Origin of the sequence: Pseudomonas sp. UBA3149 (assembly GCF_002364655.1) — a bacterium.
Classification (GTDB): domain Bacteria; phylum Pseudomonadota; class Gammaproteobacteria; order Pseudomonadales; family Pseudomonadaceae; genus Chryseomonas; species Chryseomonas luteola.
Map to the genome: position 1 here is coordinate 605,475 of NZ_DEYV01000010.1, position 26,087 is coordinate 631,561.

Consider the following 26,087-nt stretch of genomic DNA (forward strand, 5'->3'; position numbering starts at 1 on the left):
CCTTAACGAGTTACTCGCCGACGCCTTTGACGTCTTGTTGCCGGCCTAGGTGATAGGCCGCAACCAGCGCAGCCAGGAGCAGCATCGACGCCAGTTCGACCGCTAGCAGATAGGGGCCGAACAGGCTGATACCAACCGCTTTTGCATCAACCGTGGTATGACCGATGCTTGCACCGCCGGGCATTCTGCCCAGTACCAGCAGCAACTCGACCAGCAACGCGATGGAAAGAATCGAAGGGCCAACCCAGATGCCAGGCGTTAACCACTTGCGTTCCTGCTCAACCACGGCAGGGCCGAGGTTGAGCATCATCACGACGAATACGAACAGCACCATGATGGCGCCAGCGTATACGATGACCTCAAGCGCACCGGCGAATGGAGCGCCAAGGCTGAAGAAGGTCATCGAGACCGCTAGCAGCGAGATGATGAGGTAGAGCAGGGCATGTACCGGATTACGGTTGGTAATCACCCTGAACGTGGCCAGTACGGCGACACCGGCAGCGAAATAGAAAGCAAATTCCATCTTTCCGTCCTTACGGCAGCAGGCTCTTGACGTTGATTGGCTCGGCCTCGTTCTTCGCAGCACCCTTAGGTTTGCCCGCAATGGACATACCGGCGACGCGATAGAAGTTGTAGTCCGGGTACTTGCCGGGTCCGGAGATGAGCAGATGCTCCTTCTCGTACACCAGGTTCTGACGCTCGTACTCGCACATCTCAAAGTCCGGTGTCAGCTGGATAGCGGTGGTAGGACAAGCCTCTTCACACATGCCGCAGAAAATGCAGCGGGAGAAGTTGATACGGAAGAACTCCGGATACCAGCGACCGTCTTCTGCTTCGGTTTTCTGCAGGGAAATACAGCCTACCGGGCACGCTACCGCACACAGGTTGCACGCCACGCAGCGCTCCTGCCCATCGGGATCACGGGTCAGGACAATCCGGCCTCGATAACGAGGCGGCAGATAAACCGGCTCCTCGGGGTACTGCAGGGTGTCGCGCTTTCTAAAGGCATGGGAAAAGATCATCAGCACGCTTCGTAGCTGAGTCCATGTGCCATGCACGACATTGACTATTTCTTTGAACATGGCGGCTCTCCTCAGTGAACCACGGCCGGGGTGGCGTTATACAAAACCACCGCACCGGTAACGAGCAGATTGATCAGGGTCAGCGGCAGACACACCTTCCAGCTGAACGCCATCACCTGGTCATAGCGCGGACGTGGGATAGACGCACGCAGCAAAATGAACAGCATGATGAAGAATGCAGTCTTCAGGGCGAACCAGATGAAGGGTGGCAACAGCGGACCATGCCAGCCACCAAAGAACAGCGTGACGAGCAGGGCAGACACCAGCACGATGCCAATGTATTCGCCTACGAAGAACATGCCCCACTTCATGCCGGCATATTCAACGTGGTAACCATCTGCCAGCTCCTGTTCTGCCTCCGGCTGGTCAAAGGGGTGGCGGTGAGTCACCGCAACGCCTGCGATCAGGAAGGTACAAAAGCCGAAAAACTGAGGGATGATGAACCACAAGCCCTGATGCTGCGCTTCAACAATATCTCGCATGTTGAAAGAGCCGGTCACCGCGACGACGCCCATGAGCGAAAGCCCCATGAACACCTCGTAGGAGACGGTTTGGGCTGAAGCGCGCATGCTACCCAGCAAGGCGAACTTATTGTTGCTAGACCAGCCTGCGAACAGCACTGCATAGACTGCAAGGCCAGCCATCGCAAAGAAGAACAGAAGACCAATGTTCAGGTCCGCCACACCCCAGGTAGGTGTGATCGGTACCACGGCAAACGCGATCAGCAAGGCGCTCATCGCAATGACGGGTGCCAGCATGAACGTCGTCTTGTCCGCGAACGGTGGCGTCCAGTCTTCCTTGAAGAACATCTTGATCATGTCGGCGCCCAGCTGGAAGGCACCGAAAGGACCGACACGGTTTGGCCCGTGACGATCCTGCCAAAGGCCAAGCAGACGGCGCTCGACCCAGCTAAGCAGCGCGCCGCAGATAACGACGGCCAACAGGATCACGATGGCCTTCACGACGGCCAGGATAATGGCGATGACGGAAGGGGTTAACCAACTCATTGCGCAGCCTCCTGGACGCGATCGATGGTAAGACCCGCCAGGCGGGCTGGGATGCCTTCAAACCCCACCGGCAAGCCGATCAAGCCAGCAGCCAGACCAGGTTTGACCATCAGCGGCAGGCTCAGCGCCTGACCAGCAACCGTAACGCTGACCTTGGCACCAGGATTGACGCCCAGACGGTCTGCATCAGCTTTTGCAAGCGCGACGTAAACTTCGGGGATACGCTCCTGGAAAGTCTCCGAGCGAGCCGAGGTCTCTTCACTGCCGAACAAATGATGGATCGGTACGGCTTTCCACTGGTTCGCCTGAGCGGAATAGGCTGCCGGAATGGCGTTGAACCAGCTCAGGCGATCGCCAGAAGACTCAATCAGACGAATACCAGGATCGCCCGCACGCAGATGTCCGCCTACCTCGTCCTGGAACTTGTTCCAGGCTTGCGGCGAGTTCCAGCCAGGAGACCAGGCAAATGCGATCTGCTGACGGGGTTCGGCGCTGCCGTAATAGCCTTCCATGGAGAAGGCGAAGGCAGAGTCTATATCCTGTGGCGTACGCGGCTCGTGAACGCTGATATTGGCGCGCATTGCAGTACGGCCGCTGTAACGGTGAGGCTCACGGGAAAGCTTCTGGCCCTTGATACGGAAGGACGCGCTGGGCGCTGCATCCCGAATGCCAGCCAGGCTTGGATGGCTTGCTGCGCAGGCTTCAGTAACCTGGTCCAGCTGCGTCCAGTCCACGGCCTTGCCCTGCAAGGTGCTATGCAGTGCATGTAGCCAACGCCAGCCTTCACGAATCAGACTGCTCGGATCGTAATAAGTAGGCTCGTACACCTGGAAGAAACGCTGGGCACGGCCCTCCTGGCTTACCAGGGTGCCATCACCTTCCGCAAAGCTTGCGGCTGGCAGGATCAGGTCGGCACGCTCTGCCGTAGCTGTACGCTGATGGTCCAGTACGATCAACGTTTTGGCTGCCTTGAGTGCTTCTTCTACGCGTGCAGAGTCGGCGCGACGGAACAGGTCGTTTTCCAGCACGACCAGCGCGTCGGCTTTACCCGCTGTCAGCGCGTCGAACGCATCATCTACCGACTCGCCGCCAAAAATGGCCAGGCCCATGCTGTTGGCTTCGGGAACGACAAGGCTCAGCGAGCCGTTCTTTTCCTTCAGCGCCAGTGCCTTGGCAATGTTGGCAGCAGCCTCGATCAGCGCGCGTGATCCCAGTGAAGTACCCGAGATAATGAGCGGACGCTTGGCATTGAGCAGGGTGTCGGCCACCAACTTGACCTGCTGCGCTACTTCATCGCTCAGACCTTCTACTGCCGGAGCGGAAGCGTCGAGAGCGTTGGCCAGTGCAAAGCCGAAGCGAGCCAGATCTTCCGGCGCACCGTGGATAGTCTGCGCAGCGATGTCATCTAGACGTGTCTCAGCCAGGCTGGCCAGAAACACGGGGTTTTTGCTGGACTGCCCGATGGTCTGGACAGCCGCCTTGTGCCACTCAGGAATACGAGCTGCCGCTGCAATATCGGTTGCCTTGCCTTTGGCTGCCTGACGGACTGCCAGGGCGACACGGGCTGCGGTCTGGGTCAGGTCTTCGCCTAGCACCAGCACAGCGTCATGGTGCTCGATGTCGCGGATGGTGGGTACAGGAAGAGGGCTGTTACGCAAGACATCCAATACAAGGCGGACATGTTCAAGCTCATGCTTGGCCATGCCGCTGTAATAGTTTTCTGCACCTACCAGTTCACGTAGTGCATAGTTGCTTTCCAGGCTGGCACGGGGAGAGCCGATACCGATTACCCTGCGCCCACGCAATAGCTCGGCAGCCTTATCCAGTGCAGCATCTACCCCTGCGTTGAGCGAGCCGTTACGCAGCAGTGCCTGACGAGGGCGATCCTTGCGGTTCACATAGCCATACCCGAAGCGGCCACGGTCGCACAGGAAATAATGATTAACCGAGCCGTTGTAACGGTTCTCGATACGACGAAGCTCGCCATAGCGCTCACCGGGGCTGATGTTGCAACCAGACGAGCAGCCATGACAGATGCTTGGTGCAAACTGCATGTCCCACTTGCGGTTGTAGCGCTCGGAGTGGGTCTTGTCGGTAAACACACCGGTTGGGCAGACTTCAGTCAGGTTTCCGGAAAACTCGCTTTCCAGTGTGCCTTCCTCAACGCGGCCAAAATACACATTGTCATGGGCGCCATAAACGCCCAGATCAGTGCCGCCCGCGTAATCCTTGTAATAGCGCACGCAGCGGTAGCAGGCGATACAGCGGTTCATCTCATGGGAAATGAACGGGCCCAGGTCCTGGTTCTGGTGGGTGCGCTTGGTGAAGCGATAACGGCGCTTGTTATGGCCTGTCATCACGGTCATGTCTTGCAAGTGGCAATGACCGCCTTCCTCACAAACCGGGCAGTCGTGCGGATGGTTGGTCATCAGCCATTCAATGACACTACTGCGGAAGTCTTTGGCTTCCTGGTCATCAATGGATATATAGGTCTTGTCCGTCGAAGGCGTCATGCAGGACATGACGAGGCGACCACGGGTGTCGTTCTCATCAGCAAACTGCTTGACCGCACACTGTCGGCAGGCACCGACGCTACCGAGCGCCGGGTGCCAGCAGAAATAGGGAATATCGAGACCGAGGGACAGGCAAGCCTCCAAAAGGTTGTCCGCACCGTCGACTTCGTACTCTTTGCCGTCTACGTGGATAGTGGCCATGGTTCTTCAGTCTTCGTTTGCCGGGGGACCTGGAAAGGCTTGAGCCTTTCCACAGCCTTACCGCGGCGTGGCTATTGGAATCACGGTGTCGCCGTCTTTACACATGCGTTCAGGCGGCGACAGTGGCCAGCTCAGCGAGCCGGCACACAAATCAAATGACTGTTTCTACAACGGAAGGCTGGGGCTCGCTGGGAGCCTTCTTCACGCCCGCCTCGAATTCGCTGCGGAAATACTTGATTGCGCTGGCCAGTGGCTCGACCGCACCAGGGGCATGAGCACAGAACGTTTTGCCTGGGCCAAGGAAGGTGCATAGCTGCAGTAGCGTCTCGATATCGCCGCTTTGACCTTCGCCTTTTTCCAGCGCGCGCAAGAGCTTGACGCTCCATGGCAGACCGTCGCGGCAGGGCGTACACCAGCCACAGGACTCACGGGCAAAGAACTCTTCCATGTTGCGCAGCAGCGAAACCATATTAACGGTATGGTCTACCGCCATGGCGAGGCCGGTACCCATACGGGTACCCACTTTGGCGATACCGCCAGCAAACATAGGTGCCGAGAGATGCTCCGGCAGCAGAAAGCCCGTGCCTGCACCACCTGGCTGCCAGGCCTTCAGGGTATAGCCTTCGCGCATACCGCCAGCATAGTCTTCGAATAGCTCTTGAGCGGGTATGCCAAACGGCAACTCCCACACCCCGGGATTCTTGACCTTGCCGGAGAAGCCCATGAGTTTTGTACCCATGTCTTCGCTTCCCTCGCGCGCCAATGATTTGTACCAATCAACGCCATTGGCGACGATGGCTGGCACGTTGCACAGGGTTTCGACATTATTTACGCAAGTCGGCTTGCCCCAGACGCCAACAGCAGCAGGGAAAGGCGGTTTGGAACGTGGGTTGGCCCGGCGGCCTTCAAGCGAATTGATCAGGGCGGTTTCTTCACCGCAGATGTAGCGGCCTGCACCGGTGTGAACAAACAGCTCGAAGTCAAAGCCACTGCCAAAGATGTTTTTGCCAAGGTAGCCGGCGGCCTTGGCTTCCTCGATGGCGCGATTCAGGTTGTGTGCGGCATCGACATACTCACCACGAAGAAAGATATAACCGCGGTAGGCCTTCAAGGCCCGTGCGCTGATGATCATGCCTTCTACCAGGAGGTGCGGCAGCTGCTCCATGAGCAGGCGGTCCTTCCAGGTGTTAGGTTCCATTTCGTCAGCGTTGCACAGCAGATAACGAATGTTCAGACTTTCATCAGCAGGCATCAGGCCCCATTTGACGCCAGTCGGGAAACCCGCACCACCGCGGCCCTTGAGGCCCGAGTCCTTGACAGTCTGAACGATATCCGTAGATGCCATGTCAGCCAGCGCCTTGCGCGCAGCGCTATAGCCGTCTTTGGACGTGTATTCCTCAAGCCAGACCGGCGCGGCATCGTCACGCAGACGCCAGGTAAGCGGGTGAGTTTCAGGTGTACGAGCGATTTTGTTCGCAGGACCCACGGAGGTAAGCGTCATACATAACCCTCCAGCAATTTGGCGACACCGGACGGCTGGATATTGCCGTAAGTGTCCTCATCGATCATCAGGGCAGGGGCTTTGTCGCAGTTGCCAAGGCAGCATGTCGGGAGCAGGGTAAAGCGACCATCAGCGGTCGTCTGGCCCAGGCCGATACCTAATTGCTCCTGGATTTGTCCCAGTACGGATTCATGGCCACCGATATAGCAGACCATGCTGTCGCAGACGCGGATGATATGACGGCCGACGGGCTGACGAAAAATCTGGCTATAGAAGGTAGCTACGCCTTCCACATCGCTTGCAGGAATGCCGAGGATTTCACCGATGGCATAGATAGCGCCATCCGGGACCCAGCCACGTTCCGTTTGAACGATTTTCAGTGCTTCGATAGATGCCGCACGGGCATCCTCGTAGTGATGCATTTCATGTTCGATGGCAGAGCGTTCGGTTTCACTCAGCTCGAAACGATCAGTTTGAATCAGTGTACTCATGATCAGCGGTCCACATCGGCCATGACGAAATCGATACTGCCCAGGTAGGCGATCAGGTCCGCCACCATGCTGCCTCGGATCACCGAGGGGATCTGTTGCAGATGCGGGAAGCTGGGCGTACGAATGCGAGTCCGGTAGCTCATGGTGCTGCCATCGCTCGTCAGGTAATAACTGTTCAACCCTTTGGTCGCCTCGATTATCTGCATGGATTCGTTGGCCGGCATGACCGGTCCCCAGGAAACTTGCAGGAAGTGAGTGATCAGGGTCTCGATGTGTTGCAGCGTGCGCTCTTTAGGCGGCGGCGTCGTCAGCGGATGGTCTGCCTTGAAGGGGCCTTCAGGCATGTTCTTCAGACACTGATCGATAATACGCAGGCTCTGACGCATCTCTTCGATACGGACCAGACAACGATCATAGGCATCGCCGTTGTGCGCGATAGGCACTTCGAATTCGAAGTTCTGATAACCCGAATAAGGCCTTGCCTTGCGCATGTCGAAGTTCAGGCCGGTGGCTCTCAAGTTCGGGCCGGTTACGCCCCAGCGCAACGCTTCTTCAGTGTTGTAATGGGCTACACCTACGGTACGACCTTTTAGGATGCTGTTCCGAATGGCTGATTTTTCGTATTCATCCAGACGTTTGGGTAGCCAGTCAACGAACTCCTTGACCAGCTTGTCCCATCCTCGAGGCAGGTCATGGGCCACACCGCCAATACGGAACCATGCCGGGTGCATCCGGAAGCCGGTAATGGCTTCTACCACCTTGTAGGCGCGCTGACGATCCGTAAAGGCGAAGAAGACCGGTGTCATGGCGCCCACGTCCTGAATATAGGTACCCAGGAACAGGAGATGACTCATGATGCGGAAGTATTCACACATCATGATTCGAATCACCTCAACCCGTGCAGGGACTGTAATTCCGGCAAGCTTTTCAACGGCCAGTACGTAGGGGAGGTTGTTCATGACACCGCCCAGGTAGTCAACCCGGTCGGTATAAGGAATGTAACTGTGCCAGGATTGACGTTCGCCAGTTTTCTCGGCTGCGCGGTGGTGATAGCCGATCTCGGGAACGCAGTCGACAATCTCTTCGCCGTCCAGCTGAAGAATGATACGGAAGGCACCGTGGGCGGACGGGTGGTTCGGACCCAGGTTCAGGAACATGAAGTCAGACGTGTCGCTCTGCTGCTTCATGCCCCATTCTTCAGGCTTGAAGCGCAGGGTTTCCTGCTCCAGATCCTGCTTCGCCGCGTTCAGGGCGTAGGGGTCGAATTCCGTCGCGCGGGCTGGATAGTCCTTGCGCAGCGGGTGGCCTTGCCAGCTGTCAGGCATCAGCATCCGCTTGAGCAGGGGATGGCCGTCGAACCGGATGCCGAACATGTCCCAGACTTCACGCTCGTACCAGTTAGCGTTCGGCCAGATATCAGTCACGGTGGGCAAGGTCAGGTCGTTCATCGACAGCGCGACCTTGATCATCACATCGCTATTCCGCTCGATGGACATCAACTGATAGAACACAGTGAAGTCGGCCGGCGGCAGGCCGCGGCGCTGGGTACGCAGCCGTTCATCTATGCCGTGCAGGTCGTACAGCATGACGTACGGACGCGGCAGGTTACGCAGGTAGGTCAGTACTTCTTTAAGCTTTTCACGAGACACCCACACTACGGGCATGCCCGTACGAGTGGTTTGAACAGTTAGCGCATCCGCGCTAAAGCGTGCCTTGAGTTCACCCACCACACCTTCATCTTGGGCAGCGTGCAGGGGTGCGGACAGAACAGTGTCTGCAGTCATGATTATCCGTCGCTATCGGTCAACGTCACGTGTGAGCCTGAGGGCTCACACTTCGTCGGGGCTGCGCAGGTTGGTTACCTGAATACGCTGTTCGCGTCGCTGCTCTCGTTGGGCTGGCATCTCGGCACGATAAATACCTTGCTCACCAACAACCCATGAGAGTGGACGACGCTCTTCGCCAATCGAGTCCTGCAAGAGCATCAAGCCTTGGAGGAATGCCTCGGGGCGAGGAGGGCAGCCCGGAATATAGACGTCTACAGGCAGGAACTTGTCCACGCCCTGGACTACCGAGTACACGTCGTACATACCACCGGAATTAGCGCAGGCGCCCATTGAGATGACCCACTTGGGTTCGAGCATCTGTTCGTACAGACGCTGAATGACCGGAGCCATCTTTATAAAGCAGGTACCTGCCACCACCATGAAATCCGCCTGCCGCGGTGAGGCCCGGATAACTTCAGCACCAAAGCGGGCGATATCGTGCGGCGCGGTAAACGCTGTGGTCATTTCCACATAGCAGCACGAAAGACCGAAGTTGTAAGGCCAGAGGGAGTTCTTGCGCCCCCAGTTGACAGTGTTGTGCAGGACGTCATCGAGCTTACCCATAAAGATATTCTTATGGACTTGCCCTTCAGTCGGATCGGAAACGGTTTCCCGTGTCCCGGCCGGATAGCGTTCTACGACCGCATCGGGATCGATCCTGGTAAGTTTGTATTGCATCGCCAAAGCCTCATTGTTTTAGCTTCGCCTGCCGCTTACGGCGGCCTTCAGGAGCCCAGTCGAGCGCCCCGATCCGCCATAGGTAAACAAGACCCGCCAACAGAATTGCTATGAAAACTGTAACTTCGATGAATCCAGCCCATCCTGACTCACGGACGGATACGGACCATGCGAAGAGAAAGAGCGCTTCGACGTCAAAGATCACGAACAGCATCGCGACCAGATAGAATTTAGCGGAGAGGCGCAGTCGCGCTCCACCGGTAGGAACGATACCCGACTCGAAGGGATCGTTTTTACTACGGCCAACAGCACGGCTGCCTAGCAGGCTGGAAACGCCGAGCATGAATCCTATAAGACCGACTACACCCAAAAGGAAAATCGCAAAGCTCCAATTGTGAGCTAGAAGACCGGTCGTATCAGGCATGCTCATGGTCCTTATCGTTTTTGCTAGTAAAAATCCTGCCTCATCCTGCGACATGACGTCGCAAGCGGCGGTGGAATTCTATTCCTGAATAACGCGTGTGTAAAATTTTTGACGAAAAAAGATTTGTTTAAATGATCTCCGTCAATCGTATTCAGGTAAAGTGGATTAAATCTTTGTTTATTAAGATTTATTCTCAACTAAATTCGCTGTTTAGACGCTCTAATAATTGAGTGATTTAGTTGGTTTTATACGTGCAAATCGCTCTTGTTATTAGCGTAGCAGGCTCACTCTCAATTGCTAGAAGTATTGTTCTTTATAAATAAGCTGCGTAAGTTGAGCGTTTTAATATGAAGGGTCCAGGTAATATCTTATTGATATCACCTGGATTCGAATACGTCAGATGAAGCGTGTTGTGAAGTGCAATCAGCGCATGGACGCTAATGAGATATGTGCGTCTTGAAGGTTGATACGCCAGGGTGTTTTTTATTCGAGAAGGTCTACCTTAACCCTGAGTTGAGTATCCTGACTGCCCCGAGTTGAATATTCATACAGAATTCCGTCCTCAGAACGTGAAGCATTCTGTGAAAAACCACTCAGCGTAATCCATTCACCTAGCCGGCCGCTGACGCGGGTGCTGGTGGATTGAGTATTGATAGTGTTGGGCTGATTTCTGTCCAGGCTGTTGTTGCCGCCATCTATTGTCAAATGTACAAGATTGCCTGTAAGGCTGGCAGTAACGTAAAAGCCACGGTTGAGATCGCGATACTCAGTACGGGTATAAGGGCGACCGTAAGGGTCGATTTCAGTGGCGGAAATAGGCACGCTTTGACCAATCTTGACCAAGGCAGGAGAGCCTTCCGTTGCCTGTACCTGCTGTGTGCCGTCTTGCTGTGTGCCGGTGCTGTTACTGATGATGCGAACCTGCGTGTCTGGATGATTACCCAGTCGTCCGTTAACCGAGTAACCCTGCTCATCGCCCTCATCTGCATCGCGTGTATCGACAGTAATCAAAAGGCGATGCGGCTCTGTATCCAATTGAGATAACAGGCTTTTGATTTCAGTGATTTTGTTCGACTCAGCATTAACGATGAGTTGATTGCCATAGGTACTGACTTTGCCTTCTGAGCCCAAAGTGGATTGCACGATAGGCAGCAGTTCATCGGCGGTTCTGTAATTAAGGGGAATCACTTCAGTACGAGGTGCCGCCTGTGCTGCGAAAGCAGTCATCAGCATGGACAGAAATAAGGCCAAGTACGCGCGATAGGGCTTCATAACACCATGCTTCTCACGTTAGGGTCCGATTGGCTGGTTTGCCAGATGCTGTCGAATCTGCTCTGTTGCAAGCGAACAGTGGCTCTCGCGTTGTAATAGGCCGTGCCGGTATATAGCTGTGGGTTGTTGCGAATCACCAGGCCCTGATCGTCTATCAGTACGTAAGCGGTGTCGTCTGCCGGATAATCAGGCGAGCACCTGCGAATTAAAAAGTTACTGGTCAGGCGTCGTGCCAGATTGATGAGTCGATGGCTCTGGCGTACAGCTTGGCCTGAGTCCTTGAGCAGTACGCGCAGGCGATTGCGAGGGTGCGTCAGTAAAAAACGTGTAATGGCGTGCTCTACATCGCTGCGGTTGTAGAGTTGTGGTTCAAAGTCTGGACTATAGATACAGATGCTGCGTCGGGCCTGGGAAAGCAATTCAACGATATGGAGAGCAGCAGCATCAGGAGTCTCGAAGCGCATCTCACGCTTTTCATCGGCTGCTACGGCCTCTGTTTGCTCCAGCGTAGAGTGTCTGGTCATGTCGACATGGGCAATACCCGCCTCCAGATATTCATCACCGGTGACAGTAAACCCCAGGCGCTGATAAAACGGAATGGCCTGGATTTGTGCGCTTAAAACCTGACGGTGTAATCCGCGTCGCTCGGCCTCGGATATCACTGCATGCATGATGGTTGAGCCAACATTGAGGCCGCGCCAATCGCGTAAAACCGCAACGCGACCTATGCGGCCATCCTCCAGTAGGCGAGCAGTGCCTACTGGATAAAGACCCTCTTGAGCCAGAAAGTGTATGGCATGCTCATCTTCCGAGTCCCATTCCATTTCTGGCGGTACAGCCTGCTCTTGGATAAATACGGTTTCTCGTATATGTCTCAGGGCCTCGTTGTCACGCTTCCAGTCTGCGACGCGGATAGAGAGGTCACTCATCAGCAAATACCAGGCTGCCTTGTTCAATGAGTTCGCGTATCAGTTCCCGGCCGGCTTCATCCTCTAGCCAGTTGCCCAGGTTTTCTTGATGCAATGCGTCAGCTGAGCATACCAGTGCAAGCAAGGGTTGAAGGTGGCCGGAAAGTAATCTGCTTTGACCGCTCGCGAAAATCATCACATCGTCGCCCATTTGTGACCAGGCCAGTCGTGCGCTGGGGTTGCGTATAAGGCAGGCGCCATCTTCCAGAGCTTGGACCAGATCACCTTCTTGAAGAGACTCGCCGCTGATCAGCTCAGGGTAGCGCGGCTCGGTCATGTATTGGCCAAACCAGGCCAATAGCATCCGCTCATCATTGATGTGTTCTTGTATAAGGGCTTTAAGGCGATCTACAGCGTCTTGCTTGATCTGGCCAGAGTCTGCTGCCTGCACAGGTTCAGTGCCTGCATCACTATAGCGCTCTTCTTCCGGGATGAACTGAGTCAAAAAGTCGGTGAAGTGCGTCAAGACCTCTGAGGTACTGGGTGCGCGAAAACCTATCGAATAGGTCATGCACTCATCCTCGGCAATGCCATCATGGGCAAGCTGAGGGGGTAGATACAACATGTCGCCGGGTTCCAACACCCATTCATCGGTCTGCTCAAATTCCGCCAGGATCTTGATATCCGGGTTGTCCTGTAAAGGACTTTCACTGGTGCAACGCTGACCGATCTTCCAGCGACGTCGACCATAACCTTGCAAAAGGAATACGTCGTAGTTGTCGTAGTGGGGACCAACGCCGCCGCCTGGTGCTGCATAGCTGATCATGACGTCGTCGATGCGCCAGCTTGGCAGGAATTTGAATGGCTCGACCAATTCGGCTACTTCAGGAACGAACTGGTCAACCGCTTGAACGAGCAGTGTCCACTCACGCTCAGGCAGGGTAGAAAAGTCTTCTTCCTTGAAGGGACCTTGGCGTAGCTGCCATAGGCCTTGTTCTCCGGGCGCGATGATGCGTGATTCAACTTCTTCCTCAAGGGCGAGGCCAGCCAGTTCGTCAGGAGATAGCGGTGTTTCGAAATCCGGGATGGCCTGACGGATCAACAGGGGTTTGCGCTGCCAATAGTCGCGCAGGAATTCTCGAGCCGTCAGGCCGCCCAACAGTTGCAAAGGAGTGTCTGCGTTCATGTCTGTCTCTGAAATAAAAAAGCCCGGCGCAGCCGGGCATAAGAATAGGCTCGGTATTCAAATACGCTTGGCTTGCTCTATAGCATTACCAATATAGTTGGCAGGTGTCAGCGCCTTGAGTTCTGCCTTGGCCTCTGCAGGAATGTCCAACCCTTCAATAAAAGTTTGCAGGGCTTCGGCGCTGATGCCTTTGCCGCGGGTCAATTCCTTGAGCTTTTCATACGGATTAGCTACGCCGTAACGACGCATGACGGTTTGAACCGGCTCGGCCAAGACTTCCCAGCAGTTGTCCAGATCGTCAGCGATACGCTGCGCATTCAGCTCCAGCTTGCTGATGCCCTTGAGCGTGGCTTCATAGGCAATAACACTATGGGCGAAGCCGACACCCAGATTACGAAGCACCGTCGAGTCGGTCAGGTCGCGCTGCCAGCGAGAGATAGGCAACTTGCTGGCAAGGTGCTGCAGAAGTGCATTGGCAATACCAAGGTTGCCTTCGGAGTTCTCGAAGTCGATCGGATTGACCTTATGTGGCATGGTCGAAGAACCGATTTCGCCCGCAACGGTTTTCTGCTTGAAGTAGCCTAGCGAAATATAGCCCCAGATATCCCGATCAAAATCGATCAGGATGGTGTTGAAGCGAGCAATGGCATCGAACAGTTCCGCAATATAGTCATGCGGCTCGATTTGCGTAGTGTAGGGGTTCCAGGTAAGACCCAGGTCATTCTCGACGAAGGCTCGTGCGTTCGCCTCCCAATTGATTTGGGAATAGGCCGACAGGTGTGCGTTGTAGTTACCTACGGCGCCGTTGATCTTGCCAAGCAGCTCGATACCAGCAATCTGCTTGATCTGGCGGTCCAGGCGATACACCACGTTGGCCAGTTCCTTACCCAGTGTAGTAGGGGAGGCTGGCTGTCCGTGAGTGCGCGACAGCATCGGGACGTCGGCAAAACGGTGTGCCAGCTCGCGGATGGCGCCCGAGATGTTACGCATCAGTGGTAATAGAACGGTATCACGACCTTCGCGAAGCATGAGTGCATGAGAAAGGTTATTGATATCTTCTGATGTGCAAGCGAAGTGGATGAATTCGCTGACGGCATTGAGCTCAGGTAGTGCTGCAGCCTGCTCTTTCAGCAGATACTCAATAGCCTTGACGTCGTGGTTGGTCGTGCGCTCGATTTCCTTTACCCGTTCTGCCTGCTCCAGGCTAAAACTGGTTACCAGCTTTTCCAGAATCTCATTGGCCTGCGTGGAGAAGGGTGCTACTTCGGGGATGGCATCATGCGAGGCCAGACGCTGGAGCCAGCGAACTTCAACCATGGCGCGGAAACGGATCAGACCGTATTCGCTGAAAATCGGGCGCAGGGCTTGGGTTTTGCTGGCATAGCGGCCGTCAATAGGCGAAACCGCGGTAAGCGAGGAAAGCTGCATGGGGCATTCTCGACAGTCAATGAGAGGAAAAAGGCGCGATAGCATACACCAAAGCGCCATGTTTGGCTGAGCGCGAGCGAGATGGCTGATCAGCTGTTCAGGAGAGGATAGAGCTCATCAAGCATTTTGCGTCGACTAAAGACCATCTGCCAGCGGTGTCCGCCGAGTTGTCGCCAGAGACGGGCAGAACGAATGCCGGCCAATAGCAATGCTCTCACCTTGGCGGCGTTGGCCGGTATCTGTAGGTAACGCATCTCGCCATGCACTTGAATACGCTGGCGAAATGTACTCAGTGTGTCTTCATAGATACTGCCAAAGCTGGCAATGACGTTTTCATGCGTCAAACCAAAGTGTTGAACCTGCTGCTGCACCTGATCAAGGCGCTTGCCAATCAGTTCCAGCATATCTTCGCGCCGGTCTAGCCGTCGTTCCAGAGCGATCATCGACAAGGCGTATTTAAGAGGCTCTCGCTGCAGGCTTGAGGGGTTGCGCTCTAGGGCGCTGGACAACGCCCTCATGCCATCGCGCAGGTCGATACTGTCCCCGCCATAGACCTCAAGCGTGGTTTGTGGGTTTGTAACCAGCAGGCTGCCCAACATGCAGGCCAGTGGCGCCTCGCTGATCTGTCCCGTCTTGGCCAGGCGATCGACTAGAAACGCGGCCTCGAAGACAGCACCCAGTGCTACCAGTTGCTCATGTATCGACGTCATGCTGCAGGGCTCTCCCTATATGCAGGCTCAGCGTCTTCGATAACACCACCGCCCAGGCAAATCTCTCCATCATAGAAAACGACAGATTGACCTGGGGTGACAGCCCTTTGTGGCGCTTCAAAGACAGCACGATAACCGGTGGCTGTTCTTTCAAGGCGGCAGGCCTGATCCTGCTGGCGATACCGTACTTTGGCTTTCAGCTTGAGAGGGGACGTCAAATCGACCGGGTTGACCCAGTAAATAGTGTTGACGGTCAACGCCTGAGAATACAGCCAGGGGTGTTCGTTACCCTGACCAACGATCAGAACGTTACGCTTCAGGTCTTTGCTCAGGACGTACCATGGGTCATCTCCGGAATCCTTCATGCCACCGATGCCCAGCCCCTGCCGCTGACCAATGGTGTGATACATCAGCCCATGATGTTTGCCGATGATCTTGCCTTCGGTGGTTTCGATATTGCCGGGCTGAGCGGGCAGGTACTGCTTGAGGAAATCGGCAAAGCGGCGCTCGCCGATAAAGCAGATACCGGTAGAGTCTTTTTTTCGTGCTGTGGCCAGTCCGTATTTTTCGGCAATCGCGCGAACTTCGGGCTTTTCCAGTTCGCCTACCGGGAACAATGTCTTGGCCAGCTGTTCGCCACCCACTGCGTGGAGGAAATAGCTCTGGTCCTTGTTGGGATCCAGGCCTTTTAGTAGCTGGGTCTGGTCGTTTTCGTCCCGACGGCGAACATAGTGACCCGTGGCGATAAGATCGCCCCCCAGCATCAAGGCGTAGTCAAGAAATGCCTTGAACTTGATTTCCCGGTTACACAGGATGTCCGGATTGGGCGTTCGGCCTGCCTTGTACTCTTCCAGGAAGTGTTCGAAGACGTTATCCCAATATTCGGCTGCGAAGTTGGCCGTGTGCAGCTTGATACCAATCCGGTCGCACACTGCCTGGGCGTCAGCCAGGTCTTCTTTGGCTGTACAGTATTCAGTGCCGTCATCCTCTTCCCAGTTTTTCATGAAGAGGCCTTCGACCTGGTATCCCTGTTCCTTCAGGAGCAGCGCTGAAACAGAGGAGTCCACTCCGCCTGACATGCCGACGATGACGCGTGTTGAAGAGGGCGTATGCATATGCAGAAGTATTCAGGAAAAAGCACAGTTTAACAGGGTAGGGCAGGGCGCGGCGACTTAGAGACGGATCACTTCCAAGGGGAAGGAGCCAGTGCTGAGATAATCATCAACGCAGCGCAGGACCAACTCACTGCGCCAGGAGGCCTCATTTGCAATCAGCTCCTCTCGTGTCATCCACTTAGGGCCGATAATGCCCTCGTCGAGTGGGTGCTCGGGTAGGTGGCGAAGCGGGCGTGCTGAAAAGCAGACGCGCTGGTAGGTCACGCCGTTGCTGGGAGCGGTATACAAATAAATGCCTGTGACACCTGTAAGCTCAACCTCCCAACCGGTTTCTTCGAGGGTTTCTCTACGGGCGGCGTCGAGCAGGCTTTCATTGGCCTCAAGGTGCCCGGCCGGCTGATTGAGACGTGGCTGGCCATCAATCAGTTCTTCAGTAAACAAAAAACGTCCCTGATCTTCAATAACGGTTGCGACGGTGATATGGGGTTCCCATTTCATAAGAGGCCCTGTTTTCAGTGAAGCATAGAGGTAAAGGCTGAAAGCAGAACCCCGGCACTGGGCCGGGGTTCTGTAAGCACTAGCGTGTCATATTAGGACAGCGTGGCCAGGGCTTCGTTGAGGGTCGCGCTTGGGCGCATTGCCTTGCTGGCAAGTTCTGCGCTCGGGTGGTAATAACCCCCAATATCCACAGGCTTGCCCTGTACTTCGTTCAATTCGGCAACGATCTTGGCTTCGTTGTCGGCAAGCTGCTTGGCCAGCTTGGAAAACTTCGCCTGCAGTTCACCATCCTCGGTTTGCTCAGCCAATGCCTGAGCCCAGTAAAGGGCTAGGTAGAAGTGGCTGCCACGGTTGTCCAGTTCGCCTACCTTGCGTGAAGGCGACTTGTTGCTGTCCAAGAACTTACCGTTGGCCTGGTCCAGTGTCTTGGCGAACAGGCGAGCCTTGGCGTTATTGGTTGCATGGCCATAGTGATCCAGCGATTCGGAGAGCGCCAGGAATTCACCCAGAGAGTCCCAACGCAGATGGTTTTCCTGTACGAACTGCTGAACGTGCTTGGGTGCAGAACCGCCTGCGCCAGTCTCGAACAGACCGCCACCGTTCATGAGCGGAACGATGGACAGCATCTTGGCACTGGTACCAAGCTCCATGATGGGGAACAGGTCGGTCAGGTAGTCACGCAACACGTTACCGGTAACGGAAATCGTGTCCTTGCCTGCACGGATGCGCTCAAGGGACAGGCGAGTTGCCTCAACCGGAGAGAGGATCTGGATGTCCAGGCCAGCGGTGTCGTGATCTTTCAGGTAGGTCTGTACCTTTTTGATCAATTGGGCGTCATGGGCGCGTGCAGGATCCAGCCAGAACACTGCCGGGGTGTTACTGGCACGTGCGCGGTTAACTGCCAGTTTTACCCAGTCGCGGACCGGAGCATCCTTGGTCTGGCACATGCGCCAGATATCACCTGCCTCGACAGTATGCTCAAGAAGAACATTGCCGTTGGTGTCAGTAACACGAACCACGCCGTCAGCGGGGATCTTGAACGTCTTGTCGTGGGAGCCGTATTCCTCGGCCTTCTGAGCCATCAGACCTACGTTAGGTACGCTACCCATGGTAGCCGGATCGAAAGCGCCGTTTTGCTTGCAGTCTTCGATAACCGCTTGATAGACACCGGCATAGCAGCGATCAGGGATCATGGCCAGGGTATCGTACAGCTTGCCATCGGCGCCCCACATCTTGCCTGATTCACGAATCATGGCGGGCATGGAGGCATCGACAATCACATCGCTTGGAACGTGCAGGTTGGTAATACCCTTGTCAGAGTTCACCATGGCCAACTGGGGGCGCTGCTCGTAAACGGCTTTGATATCCGCTTCGATTTCTGCCTGCTTGTCTTCCGGCAAGGTTTTGATCTTGGCGTACAGATCACCAATACCATTGTTTAAATCAACACCCAACTGATTCAACGTGTCAGCGTGCTTTTTGAGCGCATCAGCATAAAACACCGAAACTACGTGACCAAACATGATGGGGTCAGAGACCTTCATCATGGTTGCCTTGAGGTGCAGGGACAACAGAACGTCGCTGTTCTTTGCGTCAGCAATGGCGGCTTCGATAAAGCTGGCCAGAGCCTTCTTGCTCATGACTGATGCATCGATCAGCTCGCCAGCTGTTACGGATGTTTTTTCCTTCAGTACCTGCGTGCTGCCATCGTTAGTGGTCAGCTCGATCTTGACCGTGCCTGATGCTTCGATCAGCGCAGACTTTTCGCTGCCGTAGAAGTCGCCCTCATTCATGTGCGCGACCTTGGTCTTGGAGTCTGCGCTCCAGGCGCCCATTTTATGGGGATGCTTTTTGGCGTAGTTCTTGACGGAAAGAGGTGCGCGGCGGTCAGAGTTACCCTCGCGGAGAACCGGGTTAACAGCGCTGCCTTTGATCTTGTCGTAGCGAGATTTGACGTCTTTTTCCGTGTCGTCTTTTGGCTCGTCCGGGTAGTTCGGTAGTGTGTAGCCTTGATCCTGAAGTTCCTTGATAGCTGCTTTCAGCTGAGGAACCGAGGCGCTGATGTTAGGCAGCTTGATGATGTTGGCTTCGGGAGTAGTAGCCAGTTGGCCCAGTTCAGCCAAGTGGTCAGAAATCTTTTGGTCTTCGCTTAGATATTCAGGAAAAGTAGCGATGATGCGGCCAGCTAGAGAGATGTCGCGGGTTTCAACAGCAATGCCTGATGATTCGGTAAACGCTTTGACGATAGGAAGCAGGGAATAGGTGGCAAGGGCAGGTGCTTCGTCTGTAAGCGTATAGATGATCTTCGACGTTGTAGACATTTGTTACGTTAACCTCTCTGTATCATAGCGATTGCGCCTATTTGAATGGCACCGAACCAGCTAGTTCACCGACAAGGCACCGGTAGACGCAGATGAAAACGCGAGATTTGAGAACAATTCCGGGCACTTGAGCAGGCCAGAAAGGTTTGCCGTTAACGACGCGCCGGGTTTCAAGCCTGCACACACTGAGGCAGGCCCGACCGGACCCGTCCCGGATTGATCTCGGGCTTCTAGGGCCCAAAAATCGTCACGGAGTATATCAGCTAGGGAGGTCTTTCGCATTGCCGGGTTTGTTTGAATAACTACACAAATCTTTATAAGTGAAGTGATTACCTTTCAAATGTTTATTTTCTGAACAATTGGCTCTTTAAAAGAGCATAGTTCCTGCTTGGGGCTTGGCTAATTTATTGGTTTTAATAAATTAGTTTTTAAACGAATAAAGTCTTTTAACTGCTGCGTAATAAAAAGCCCCGAGCAGGTCGGGGCTTTTTATTTGATTTAGCGTTGTTGGCGCAGTAGCGCCTCTATACGCTCCTCCAAAGGAGGGTGGCTCATGAATAGACCAGCAAAGCCATGGCCCTTGCTGCTCTTGATACCAAAAGCGGTCAGGGTGTCTGGCATTTGTCCTTGAATGTTCTGTTCCGCACGCAAGCGCTGCAGTGCAGAAACCATTGCATTTGTACCTGCCAGGCGTGCGCCTGCTTCGTCGGCACGGAATTCGCGAAAGCGCGAGAACCACATGACGATGATAGTCGCCAGGATGCCCAGAACCAGTTCAGCGACGATACTGGTAATGTAATAGGCGGGCCCATGACCTTCCTCTGTCTTGAAGACGGCCTTGTCGATGAAATTGCCGAATATGCGAGCAAAGAACATGACGAAGGTGTTCACGACGCCTTGGATCAGGCTCAGTGTCACCATGTCGCCGTTGGCTACGTGACCAATCTCGTGCGCCAGGACGGCGCGCACTTCTTCAGGTGAGAAGCGCTCAAGCAAACCCTGGCTTACCGCAACCAGTGCATCATTCTTGTTCCAGCCCGTTGCAAAGGCATTCGCTTCATAGGCAGGAAAGATGCCGACCTCAGGCATCCGGATGCCCGCCTCGCGAGACAGATCCTCAACAGTTTGCAGTAGCCATTGCTCGTGACGAGTCCGGGGCTGACTGATGATTTCGGTTCCGGTACTCATCTTGGCCATCCACTTGGAAATGAATAGCGAGAATAGCGAGCCGGCAAAACCGAAGACGGCACAGAAAATCAGAAGACTTCCGTAGTTCTGGCCTGTAAAACGATCTACTCCCAGCACTTTAAGCGTAATGCTGGCGATCAGCAGTACGGCCAAGTTGGTGCCAAGGAACAGCAGAATTCGCATCATGGTGTAAAGCTTCTCCTAACAACCGGAAGACTATTTCCTAGCGGCGTATATAAGGTCCGGTTGTTAGGGTTTCAATCAATCGACTATTTCAAACTATGTCGTTTTGTTGGCAGGCCTGAGTAAAAGACGCGTCAACAGCACCACTCGTTCGCTATCGCTTTCTGCCAGAGCGTCCCGTAGATGCTGGGCTAGGGTAGAACGTTGGCGTCTCACGCTAGGCGGAAGCGCTTCTGCTTCCTTGAGTAAATGGGCGTGACTCGCTGAAAGACGTAGAAACGCTTTTTCGGTCAGGATGGCCTGGTCAAGTGCATCATAACCAAGGTTAGTGGTGTAGCGCAGATAGTCCTCTTCAGCCAGCCAGAGCAGCGCGCTAAAACAGCTCTGATGTCTAACACTGGGAAGCCCGAACTGGTCGGGTTCCTCTCGTCCAATCAGATCTTCGACATAGAGCGTCGCCTTGCGTGGAAAGCTTTGATAAAGCGCCAGCAGGCCTTTCGCTGCATCCTTGTAGAAGTCTTCGATATGGAGGTCCATGGGACTACTGCCGGTAATGTTTGAGGAAATTGCCAATTCGGCCAATAGCCTGTTCAAGGTCATCCACGCGTGGCAGGGTCACTACACGGAAGTGGTCAGGCCAAGGCCAGTTGAAGGCGGTGCCTTGAACGATAAGCAGTTTTTCCGAAAGCAGAAGATCCAGAACAAACTTTTCATCATTGTGGATTGGGCAAACCTTTGGATCGATCCTGGGGAAGGCATATAGCGCCCCCATAGGCTTTACGCAGCTTACGCCAGGGATGTCGTTCAATAGCGCCCAGGCCCGGTTGCGCTGTTCCAATAAGCGCCCGTTGGGCAGTACCAGGTCATTGATGCTCTGGTAACCGCCCAGGGCGGTCTGAATGGCATGCTGGCTGGGCACGTTTGCACATAGGCGCATGTTGGCAAGGATATCAAGCCCTTCGATATAGCTCTGAGCTTTATGTTTAGGACCGGAAATGGCAACCCAGCCCGAACGGAAGCCTGCCACGCGGTAGGATTTCGACAGGCCGTTAAACGTCAGGCACAGGACATCGGGCGCAAGCGAAGCCGTTGAAATATGCACTGCTTCGTCGTACAGGATCTTGTCATAGATCTCGTCCGAAAAAATGACAAGGTTATGCTGGCGCGCCAGCTCCACGATATCTTCCAGCACCTCTTTGGAGTACACGGCACCCGTAGGATTGTTCGGGTTGATCAGCACCAGGGCCTTGGTATTGGAGGTGATTTTGCTGGCCATGTCTGAAAGGTCCGGAAACCAGTCCGATTGCTCATCGCATAGGTAGTGGACAGGTTTGCCGCCCGCCAGGCTGACAGCTGCAGTCCAGAGGGGATAATCTGGCGCCGGGATCAAAACCTCATCACCGTTGTTGAGCAGGGCCTGCATGGCCATGACGATCAGCTCGGATACACCGTTACCCAAATAGATGTCTTCAATGCCAACGCCCTCTACCTGCTTTTGCTGGTAGTACTGCATGACTGCCTTGCGCGCGCTGAACAGGCCCTTGGAATCGCTGTAACCTTGTGCGGTAGGCAGGTTGCGGATCACATCCTGAAGGATTTCTTCAGGTGCTTCGAAACCGAACGGTGCGGGGTTGCCAATGTTGAGTTTGAGGATGCGGTGGCCTTCCTCCTCCAGACGCTTGGCATGCTTTAACACTGGCCCACGAATGTCATAGCAGACGTTGGCTAGCTTGTTCGATTTACTGACCTGCATGTGTAACGGATCCCGGTTGGTAATAGCGAAGAGCGACCTGCGAAAGGTGCATGGTCGATGTCTGACTGTAGGTAGGCGTGCCTATCGGCTTGGCAGCGCCCTCAACGAGTGACAGACTGGAAGCAGATCATACGACTGCCCCTGCGTTTTCAAAAGAGACAGATGGGGCCTTTTCCATGGCGGAGGTGTTCATCCTATGGATAAAGTCATCAAATCCGAAGATATTTGGCGTGACCAGCTGGATAATGACCAGTTTCGGGTGTGCAGGCTAAAGGCGACGGAAGCGCCGTATACAGGTAAGTACTGTGATACCAAGACGCCTGGGGTGTACCAGTGTGTCTGTTGTGGGCAAGCGCTTTTCGACTCGGAGACCAAATACAGTTCAGGCTGTGGCTGGCCCAGCTTTTATCAGCCTATCTCGAATGATGCTTTGCGAGAGGAAGAGGATTTTAGTCATGGGATGCATCGTATAGAGGTGCTTTGTTCGCGTTGCGATGCGCACCTGGGGCATGTGTTCCCGGATGGTCCACGACCGACGGGTTTGCGTTACTGCATAAACTCCGTTGCGCTGGATCTTGTCCCGCGTGATGAATAAAACAGACGCTCAAGCTGCGGAAGGCAAAAGCCTTTTGCAGATTCCGTTTACATTGATGAATGGGAAAGTGTGCTGCCTGGCTGATCTTTCTGCGCAAGCCTATCTGTTGGTCAACACTGCCAGTCGCTGTGGATTCACGCCTCAATACGAGGGGCTTGAGACGTTGTGGCAGGCTTACAAGGCTCAAGGGCTAGTAATTGTGGCCTTTCCATGTGATCAGTTCGGTCATCAGGAGCCTGCTGACAATGGTGAGATCGAACAGTTTTGCAAGGCCCGCTTTGGTGTCTCCTTTAACGTATCTCAAAAGATAGAGGTCAACGGTGCCGATGCCCATCCTTTATTCGAGGTACTAAAGGCGAAGGCACCGGGGGTGCTAGGTACGCAGCGTATAAAGTGGAATTTCACAAAGTTTCTGGTTAGTGGCGATGGTGAAAAGATCAAACGCTTCGCGCCGCTAGAGAAGCCTGCGTCGCTAAAGGGACAGGTAGAGCGGTTTCTTTCGCTGTGACTCGAATGTCATGCTGAATCTTGCGGCTCTCGCTATGTATAAAGGTGAGCCGCCGTTTTTGTGTAAGGATAAGTACGTGGAATCTAGACTCGATACATTTCTGGCACGTGCGGAAGGCGTGCTGGCCCGTTTGGAGCCTTTATTGCCAGCACTGCGCGAGCCGATTGATTGGTCTCAAACCGTTGCGGCTCGCTGGCGTCGTGAAGGGCAGGGAGGGTATCTGCAGCCTATTGAAGTCAATCTGGAGCTGCGATTATCTGATTTACAGGGCGTTGATAGACAGCAGGTCCTGCTTGGGCAGAATACGCAGCAGTTTGTAGACGGCATGCCCGCCAATCATGCTCTGTTATGGGGCGCTCGCGGTACAGGCAAGTCATCCCTGGTCAGAGCATTGCTCGCTGAGTATGCACAGCGCGGATTGCGGCTAATAGAGATTGAGCGTGATCATCTGACAGATCTGCCACGTGTGGTTGCGCAAATCAGTAAACAGCCTCAGCGGTTTGTGTTGTTTTGTGATGATTTGTCGTTTGATGCCAGCAACGATGACTATCGAGTGCTGAAAAGCGTACTGGATGGCTCGCTTGAGCAGGCGCCTGATAACGTTCTGCTTTATGCAACTTCAAATCGCCGGCATTTGGTGTCTGAGCGACAAAGCGATAACGCTGACTGGGAGCGAAGTGCGGATGGCGAGCTACACCCTAGTGAGGCGGTGGAAGACAAGATCGCGCTCTCGGATCGATTTGGGTTATGGCTTTCCTTTTATCCTTTTACCCAGGATCAGTTTCTTCAGGTAACCAAGCACTGGGTCGAGGTATTGGCTACCCGCGCGCAGCTTGTGTGGCAGTGGAGTGAGGAAACTGAAAAGGAAGCTATTCGCTGGGCGCTCGGCCGAGGTAATCGAAATGGCCGCTGTGCCTATCAATTCGCCCGTCATTGGGTTGGTAAACAGCTTTTGGATGTCGCAAATGCGTGATTTGAGTGAAGTGGGAAACGATCTGGGTGGCTATGAGCTACTAGCGGCACAGTTAGAAGCGCTTCTTTCTGGCGAAAACGATTTCATCGCCAACGCCTCGCAGTGTTCTGCCTTTCTTTTCCATGAGTTGCCTGACCTAAACTGGGCGGGCTTTTATCTGTGCAAAGACAATGAGCTTGTGCTTGGTCCGTTCCAGGGCAAGGTTGCCTGCGTTCGCATACCCTTTGGGCGTGGTGTCTGTGGTGCGGCGGCGCAAACGCGCGAGACGCAGCGTGTTGAGGATGTACATGTATTCGCGGGGCACATTGCTTGTGACAGTGCGTCAAACAGTGAACTTGTTATCCCATTGATAAAGAATGAGCGTCTGATTGGTGTGCTGGATCTTGATAGCCCCAAGCTAGGTAGATTCAGTCTGGATGATCAGAAAGGTATCGAGCGATTGGCAGCAATACTGCTAGCCGCAAGTGATTGCTGATAATAAAAGCGCAGCCCCTTGGGGCTGCGCTTTTATTGCTATTAGTCGTAGAGTGACTTCATAGGGGCATCTTCCTTCTCCATCTCCTCTAGCCCCTTTAATAGTTGCGTAGGTTCGCGGACCGGTTGCCCAGCACCAATTTCTCCCTTGATGACGCTGACTTGTTCATCAAGGTACTGAAGATGTTCATTGAACTTGTCTGAGTGAGGCTGTTTACGGATATATTGAGCGGCTTTCTCGAATGCCTGTCTGGCAGGAGCCAGTTGTCCCTGATCAATAAACTGACGGCCCAGGTGATCAAAGAATTCGAAGTGAAGTAGCGTCATTAGCGCTCTTATTTCCTCGTCCCAATAACCAGCCTCTTTAGCCTCAATCAGTCCATTCTGGATGGCGTAGGTGATTTGTGCGTGTAAATTTTCAAGCTGCGCACGAACCTGCTTTGCCTTGGCTTCATTCGCGATAACCTGGGCTGCGTTTGTGATCTCGATTTGATCACCCTTGGCCAGCTCAGCTTCCAGATGATTCATGCGTGCCGCCAATACGGGAGTCTTCTCCTTATTAGGCATGCGCTGAAGAAGTGTCAGTTCAAGCCTTGATAGTAAAAGCTTGAGGGCAGGGGTCATCCATTGCCCCGGTAACGTGTCGGACAGCTGCTCATAGCGTCGGATGCGGTTAACCAGCTCCGCTTTCAAGCGTGTCTTCTCAAGCTGATGCGCTTCAAGCTTCTGGTTGAGAAAGCTGATGAAAATCAACAGCACAGCTCCCGTCACAACCAAAATGGCAATTATAGATACAGACATCAAGGCCTCCTGCTGGCCTGCGAGTCAATAAAACAAGTACTACTATATTGGCAGCGCGACCATCTTCTTTAATGGCAAAGTCATTGATTTAAAAAAATTTAAATAGGTGTTGACGGGTCTCGAATGTCTCTCTAGAATGCGCGCCACTTCAGACGCAAAGCTGAAAGCGAAGCGAAAGAGGTAGGAACTGTTAAAGCTCCAAGGCTGCGTCCCCTTCGTCTAGTGGCCTAGGACACCGCCCTTTCACGGCGGTAACAGGGGTTCGAGTCCCCTAGGGGACGCCATATGCGGGAATAGCTCAGTTGGTAGAGCACGACCTTGCCAAGGTCGGGGTCGCGAGTTCGAGTCTCGTTTCCCGCTCCAAGTTTTAAAGCATGGCATGCGCGGTGCTTGTGTTAATAGAAATATGCTTTGCATGTTTCAAGGGTTTGTCCCCTTCGTCTAGTGGCCT

24 protein-coding genes, 2 tRNA genes and 1 pseudogene are annotated in these 26,087 nt (G+C 54.3%); 6 read left to right on the forward strand and 21 right to left on the reverse strand.

The window, feature by feature from the left end:
* Positions 1–10: 10 nt before the first annotated feature.
* The 20 genes and pseudogenes from nuoJ to B3729_RS08950 all read right to left on the reverse strand — a co-directional run bounded on the left by nuoJ (position 11) and on the right by B3729_RS08950 (position 22,285).
* A complete protein-coding gene (gene nuoJ, locus B3729_RS08855) occupies positions 11–523 on the reverse strand; it encodes an NADH-quinone oxidoreductase subunit J (RefSeq protein ID WP_010794910.1) in 513 nt (170 codons plus the stop codon).
* A gap of 10 nt (positions 524–533) precedes the next feature.
* Positions 534–1,082, reverse strand: a complete 549-nt coding sequence (gene nuoI, locus B3729_RS08860) for an NADH-quinone oxidoreductase subunit NuoI (protein WP_010794909.1) — start codon at positions 1,080–1,082, stop codon at positions 534–536.
* Positions 1,083–1,093: 11 nt separating this feature from the next.
* Positions 1,094–2,089: an NADH-quinone oxidoreductase subunit NuoH gene (gene nuoH, locus B3729_RS08865; protein ID WP_074823903.1), complete on the reverse strand. Its 996-nt coding sequence runs from the start codon at positions 2,087–2,089 to the stop codon at positions 1,094–1,096.
* Positions 2,086–4,803 (reverse strand): NADH-quinone oxidoreductase subunit NuoG, encoded by a 2,718-nt coding sequence (gene nuoG, locus B3729_RS08870; protein WP_074823906.1) that lies wholly within the window; start codon positions 4,801–4,803, stop codon positions 2,086–2,088. Before nuoG ends, nuoH begins: the two co-directional genes overlap by 4 nt.
* Before the next feature lie 151 nt (positions 4,804–4,954).
* On the reverse strand, positions 4,955–6,304 hold the full coding sequence (gene nuoF, locus B3729_RS08875) for an NADH-quinone oxidoreductase subunit NuoF (RefSeq protein WP_074823909.1): 1,350 nt from the start codon (positions 6,302–6,304) through the stop codon (positions 4,955–4,957).
* Positions 6,301–6,801, reverse strand: a complete 501-nt coding sequence (nuoE, locus tag B3729_RS08880; protein ID WP_173869050.1) for an NADH-quinone oxidoreductase subunit NuoE — start codon at positions 6,799–6,801, stop codon at positions 6,301–6,303. The genes nuoF and nuoE overlap by 4 nt, the downstream gene beginning before the upstream one ends.
* Positions 6,798–8,579, reverse strand: a complete 1,782-nt coding sequence (gene nuoC / locus B3729_RS08885) for an NADH-quinone oxidoreductase subunit C/D (RefSeq protein ID WP_286787639.1) — start codon at positions 8,577–8,579, stop codon at positions 6,798–6,800. The genes nuoE and nuoC overlap by 4 nt, the downstream gene beginning before the upstream one ends.
* Positions 8,580–8,624: 45 nt before the next feature.
* Positions 8,625–9,299, reverse strand: coding sequence for a NuoB/complex I 20 kDa subunit family protein (locus tag B3729_RS08890; RefSeq protein ID WP_010794903.1), 675 nt, complete (start codon positions 9,297–9,299; stop codon positions 8,625–8,627).
* Between the two features lie 10 nt (positions 9,300–9,309).
* Positions 9,310–9,723 carry an NADH-quinone oxidoreductase subunit A gene (locus B3729_RS08895; protein WP_010794902.1) on the reverse strand — a complete coding sequence of 138 codons (414 nt, stop codon included), beginning with the start codon at positions 9,721–9,723 and terminating at the stop codon, positions 9,310–9,312.
* Between the two features lie 483 nt (positions 9,724–10,206).
* Positions 10,207–10,995 carry a secretin N-terminal domain-containing protein gene (locus B3729_RS08900; RefSeq protein ID WP_286787640.1) on the reverse strand — a complete coding sequence of 263 codons (789 nt, stop codon included), beginning with the start codon at positions 10,993–10,995 and terminating at the stop codon, positions 10,207–10,209.
* Between the two features lie 509 nt (positions 10,996–11,504).
* Positions 11,505–11,924: pseudogene (locus tag B3729_RS08905) on the reverse strand (GNAT family N-acetyltransferase); the annotation flags it as partial.
* Positions 11,917–13,089 carry a cupin domain-containing protein gene (locus B3729_RS08910; RefSeq protein WP_019365794.1) on the reverse strand — a complete coding sequence of 391 codons (1,173 nt, stop codon included), beginning with the start codon at positions 13,087–13,089 and terminating at the stop codon, positions 11,917–11,919. The pseudogene B3729_RS08905 and the gene B3729_RS08910, both read right to left, overlap by 8 nt.
* A gap of 57 nt (positions 13,090–13,146) precedes the next feature.
* Positions 13,147–14,517: an adenylosuccinate lyase gene (gene purB, locus B3729_RS08915; RefSeq protein WP_286787642.1), complete on the reverse strand. Its 1,371-nt coding sequence runs from the start codon at positions 14,515–14,517 to the stop codon at positions 13,147–13,149.
* Positions 14,518–14,606: 89 nt separating this feature from the next.
* On the reverse strand, positions 14,607–15,227 hold the full coding sequence (gene hflD / locus B3729_RS08920) for a high frequency lysogenization protein HflD (protein ID WP_125888303.1): 621 nt from the start codon (positions 15,225–15,227) through the stop codon (positions 14,607–14,609).
* Positions 15,224–16,342 (reverse strand): tRNA 2-thiouridine(34) synthase MnmA, encoded by a 1,119-nt coding sequence (gene mnmA, locus B3729_RS08925; RefSeq protein WP_125888304.1) that lies wholly within the window; start codon positions 16,340–16,342, stop codon positions 15,224–15,226. Before mnmA ends, hflD begins: the two co-directional genes overlap by 4 nt.
* Positions 16,343–16,399: 57 nt before the next feature.
* Positions 16,400–16,840 carry an NUDIX hydrolase gene (locus B3729_RS08930; protein WP_286787643.1) on the reverse strand — a complete coding sequence of 147 codons (441 nt, stop codon included), beginning with the start codon at positions 16,838–16,840 and terminating at the stop codon, positions 16,400–16,402.
* Positions 16,841–16,932: 92 nt separating this feature from the next.
* Entirely contained in the window at positions 16,933–19,161 is a 2,229-nt protein-coding gene (locus B3729_RS08935) for an NADP-dependent isocitrate dehydrogenase (protein WP_286787644.1), read from the reverse strand.
* 498 nt (positions 19,162–19,659) lie between these two features.
* Complete coding sequence (gene htpX / locus B3729_RS08940) at positions 19,660–20,535, reverse strand: protease HtpX (RefSeq protein ID WP_010794893.1); 876 nt, start codon at positions 20,533–20,535, stop codon at positions 19,660–19,662.
* 93 nt (positions 20,536–20,628) lie between these two features.
* The gene (locus B3729_RS08945) at positions 20,629–21,069 is read right to left on the reverse strand and encodes a hypothetical protein (protein WP_010794892.1); all 441 of its coding nucleotides are present in this window, start codon (positions 21,067–21,069) and stop codon (positions 20,629–20,631) included.
* A 4-nt stretch (positions 21,070–21,073) separates the two neighbouring features.
* A complete protein-coding gene (locus B3729_RS08950) occupies positions 21,074–22,285 on the reverse strand; it encodes a pyridoxal phosphate-dependent aminotransferase (RefSeq protein WP_010794891.1) in 1,212 nt (403 codons plus the stop codon).
* Positions 22,286–22,481: 196 nt separating this feature from the next.
* On the opposite strand from B3729_RS08950, the gene msrB reads away from it, so the two are divergent.
* The 4 genes from msrB to B3729_RS08970 all read left to right on the forward strand — a co-directional run bounded on the left by msrB (position 22,482) and on the right by B3729_RS08970 (position 24,836).
* Positions 22,482–22,880: a peptide-methionine (R)-S-oxide reductase MsrB gene (gene msrB, locus B3729_RS08955; RefSeq protein WP_286787648.1), complete on the forward strand. Its 399-nt coding sequence runs from the start codon at positions 22,482–22,484 to the stop codon at positions 22,878–22,880.
* Positions 22,873–23,388, forward strand: a complete 516-nt coding sequence (locus B3729_RS08960; RefSeq protein WP_150348598.1) for a glutathione peroxidase — start codon at positions 22,873–22,875, stop codon at positions 23,386–23,388. The genes msrB and B3729_RS08960 overlap by 8 nt, the downstream gene beginning before the upstream one ends.
* A 76-nt stretch (positions 23,389–23,464) precedes the next feature.
* Positions 23,465–24,361: an ATP-binding protein gene (locus B3729_RS08965; RefSeq protein WP_286787651.1), complete on the forward strand. Its 897-nt coding sequence runs from the start codon at positions 23,465–23,467 to the stop codon at positions 24,359–24,361.
* Positions 24,354–24,836 (forward strand): GAF domain-containing protein, encoded by a 483-nt coding sequence (locus tag B3729_RS08970; protein ID WP_286787653.1) that lies wholly within the window; start codon positions 24,354–24,356, stop codon positions 24,834–24,836. The genes B3729_RS08965 and B3729_RS08970 overlap by 8 nt, the downstream gene beginning before the upstream one ends.
* A gap of 41 nt (positions 24,837–24,877) precedes the next feature.
* On the opposite strand, the gene B3729_RS08975 is transcribed toward B3729_RS08970, so the two are convergent.
* Entirely contained in the window at positions 24,878–25,636 is a 759-nt protein-coding gene (locus tag B3729_RS08975) for a hypothetical protein (protein ID WP_010794886.1), read from the reverse strand.
* Between the two features lie 208 nt (positions 25,637–25,844).
* On the opposite strand from B3729_RS08975, the gene B3729_RS08980 reads away from it, so the two are divergent.
* Together B3729_RS08980 and B3729_RS08985 are read left to right on the forward strand one after the other, a co-directional pair.
* Positions 25,845–25,920, forward strand: a tRNA-Glu gene (locus B3729_RS08980).
* A gap of 3 nt (positions 25,921–25,923) precedes the next feature.
* A tRNA-Gly gene (locus tag B3729_RS08985) sits at positions 25,924–25,999 on the forward strand.
* Positions 26,000–26,087: the final 88 nt, after the last annotated feature.

Coding starts and splice junctions, on each gene's coding strand:
- B3729_RS08890 (WP_010794903.1), bottom strand. CDS start 9,299: ATGCAATACAAACTTACCAGGATCGATCCCGATGCGGTCGTAGAACGC.
- htpX (WP_010794893.1), bottom strand. CDS start 20,535: ATGATGCGAATTCTGCTGTTCCTTGGCACCAACTTGGCCGTACTGCTG.
- B3729_RS08970 (WP_286787653.1), top strand. CDS start 24,354: ATGCGTGATTTGAGTGAAGTGGGAAACGATCTGGGTGGCTATGAGCTA.
- B3729_RS08935 (WP_286787644.1), bottom strand. CDS start 19,161: ATGTCTACAACGTCGAAGATCATCTATACGCTTACAGACGAAGCACCT.
- B3729_RS08900 (WP_286787640.1), bottom strand. CDS start 10,995: ATGAAGCCCTATCGCGCGTACTTGGCCTTATTTCTGTCCATGCTGATG.
- nuoF (WP_074823909.1), bottom strand. CDS start 6,304: ATGACGCTTACCTCCGTGGGTCCTGCGAACAAAATCGCTCGTACACCT.
- B3729_RS08945 (WP_010794892.1), bottom strand. CDS start 21,069: ATGGACCTCCATATCGAAGACTTCTACAAGGATGCAGCGAAAGGCCTG.
- nuoI (WP_010794909.1), bottom strand. CDS start 1,082: ATGTTCAAAGAAATAGTCAATGTCGTGCATGGCACATGGACTCAGCTA.
- mnmA (WP_125888304.1), bottom strand. CDS start 16,342: ATGCATACGCCCTCTTCAACACGCGTCATCGTCGGCATGTCAGGCGGA.
- nuoG (WP_074823906.1), bottom strand. CDS start 4,803: ATGGCCACTATCCACGTAGACGGCAAAGAGTACGAAGTCGACGGTGCG.
- B3729_RS08950 (WP_010794891.1), bottom strand. CDS start 22,285: ATGCAGGTCAGTAAATCGAACAAGCTAGCCAACGTCTGCTATGACATT.
- B3729_RS08910 (WP_019365794.1), bottom strand. CDS start 13,089: ATGAACGCAGACACTCCTTTGCAACTGTTGGGCGGCCTGACGGCTCGA.
- nuoJ (WP_010794910.1), bottom strand. CDS start 523: ATGGAATTTGCTTTCTATTTCGCTGCCGGTGTCGCCGTACTGGCCACG.
- B3729_RS08960 (WP_150348598.1), top strand. CDS start 22,873: ATGAATAAAACAGACGCTCAAGCTGCGGAAGGCAAAAGCCTTTTGCAG.
- nuoC (WP_286787639.1), bottom strand. CDS start 8,579: ATGACTGCAGACACTGTTCTGTCCGCACCCCTGCACGCTGCCCAAGAT.
- B3729_RS08975 (WP_010794886.1), bottom strand. CDS start 25,636: ATGTCTGTATCTATAATTGCCATTTTGGTTGTGACGGGAGCTGTGCTG.
- msrB (WP_286787648.1), top strand. CDS start 22,482: ATGGATAAAGTCATCAAATCCGAAGATATTTGGCGTGACCAGCTGGAT.
- B3729_RS08895 (WP_010794902.1), bottom strand. CDS start 9,723: ATGCCTGATACGACCGGTCTTCTAGCTCACAATTGGAGCTTTGCGATT.
- hflD (WP_125888303.1), bottom strand. CDS start 15,227: ATGACGTCGATACATGAGCAACTGGTAGCACTGGGTGCTGTCTTCGAG.
- purB (WP_286787642.1), bottom strand. CDS start 14,517: ATGCAGCTTTCCTCGCTTACCGCGGTTTCGCCTATTGACGGCCGCTAT.
- nuoH (WP_074823903.1), bottom strand. CDS start 2,089: ATGAGTTGGTTAACCCCTTCCGTCATCGCCATTATCCTGGCCGTCGTG.
- B3729_RS08930 (WP_286787643.1), bottom strand. CDS start 16,840: ATGAAATGGGAACCCCATATCACCGTCGCAACCGTTATTGAAGATCAG.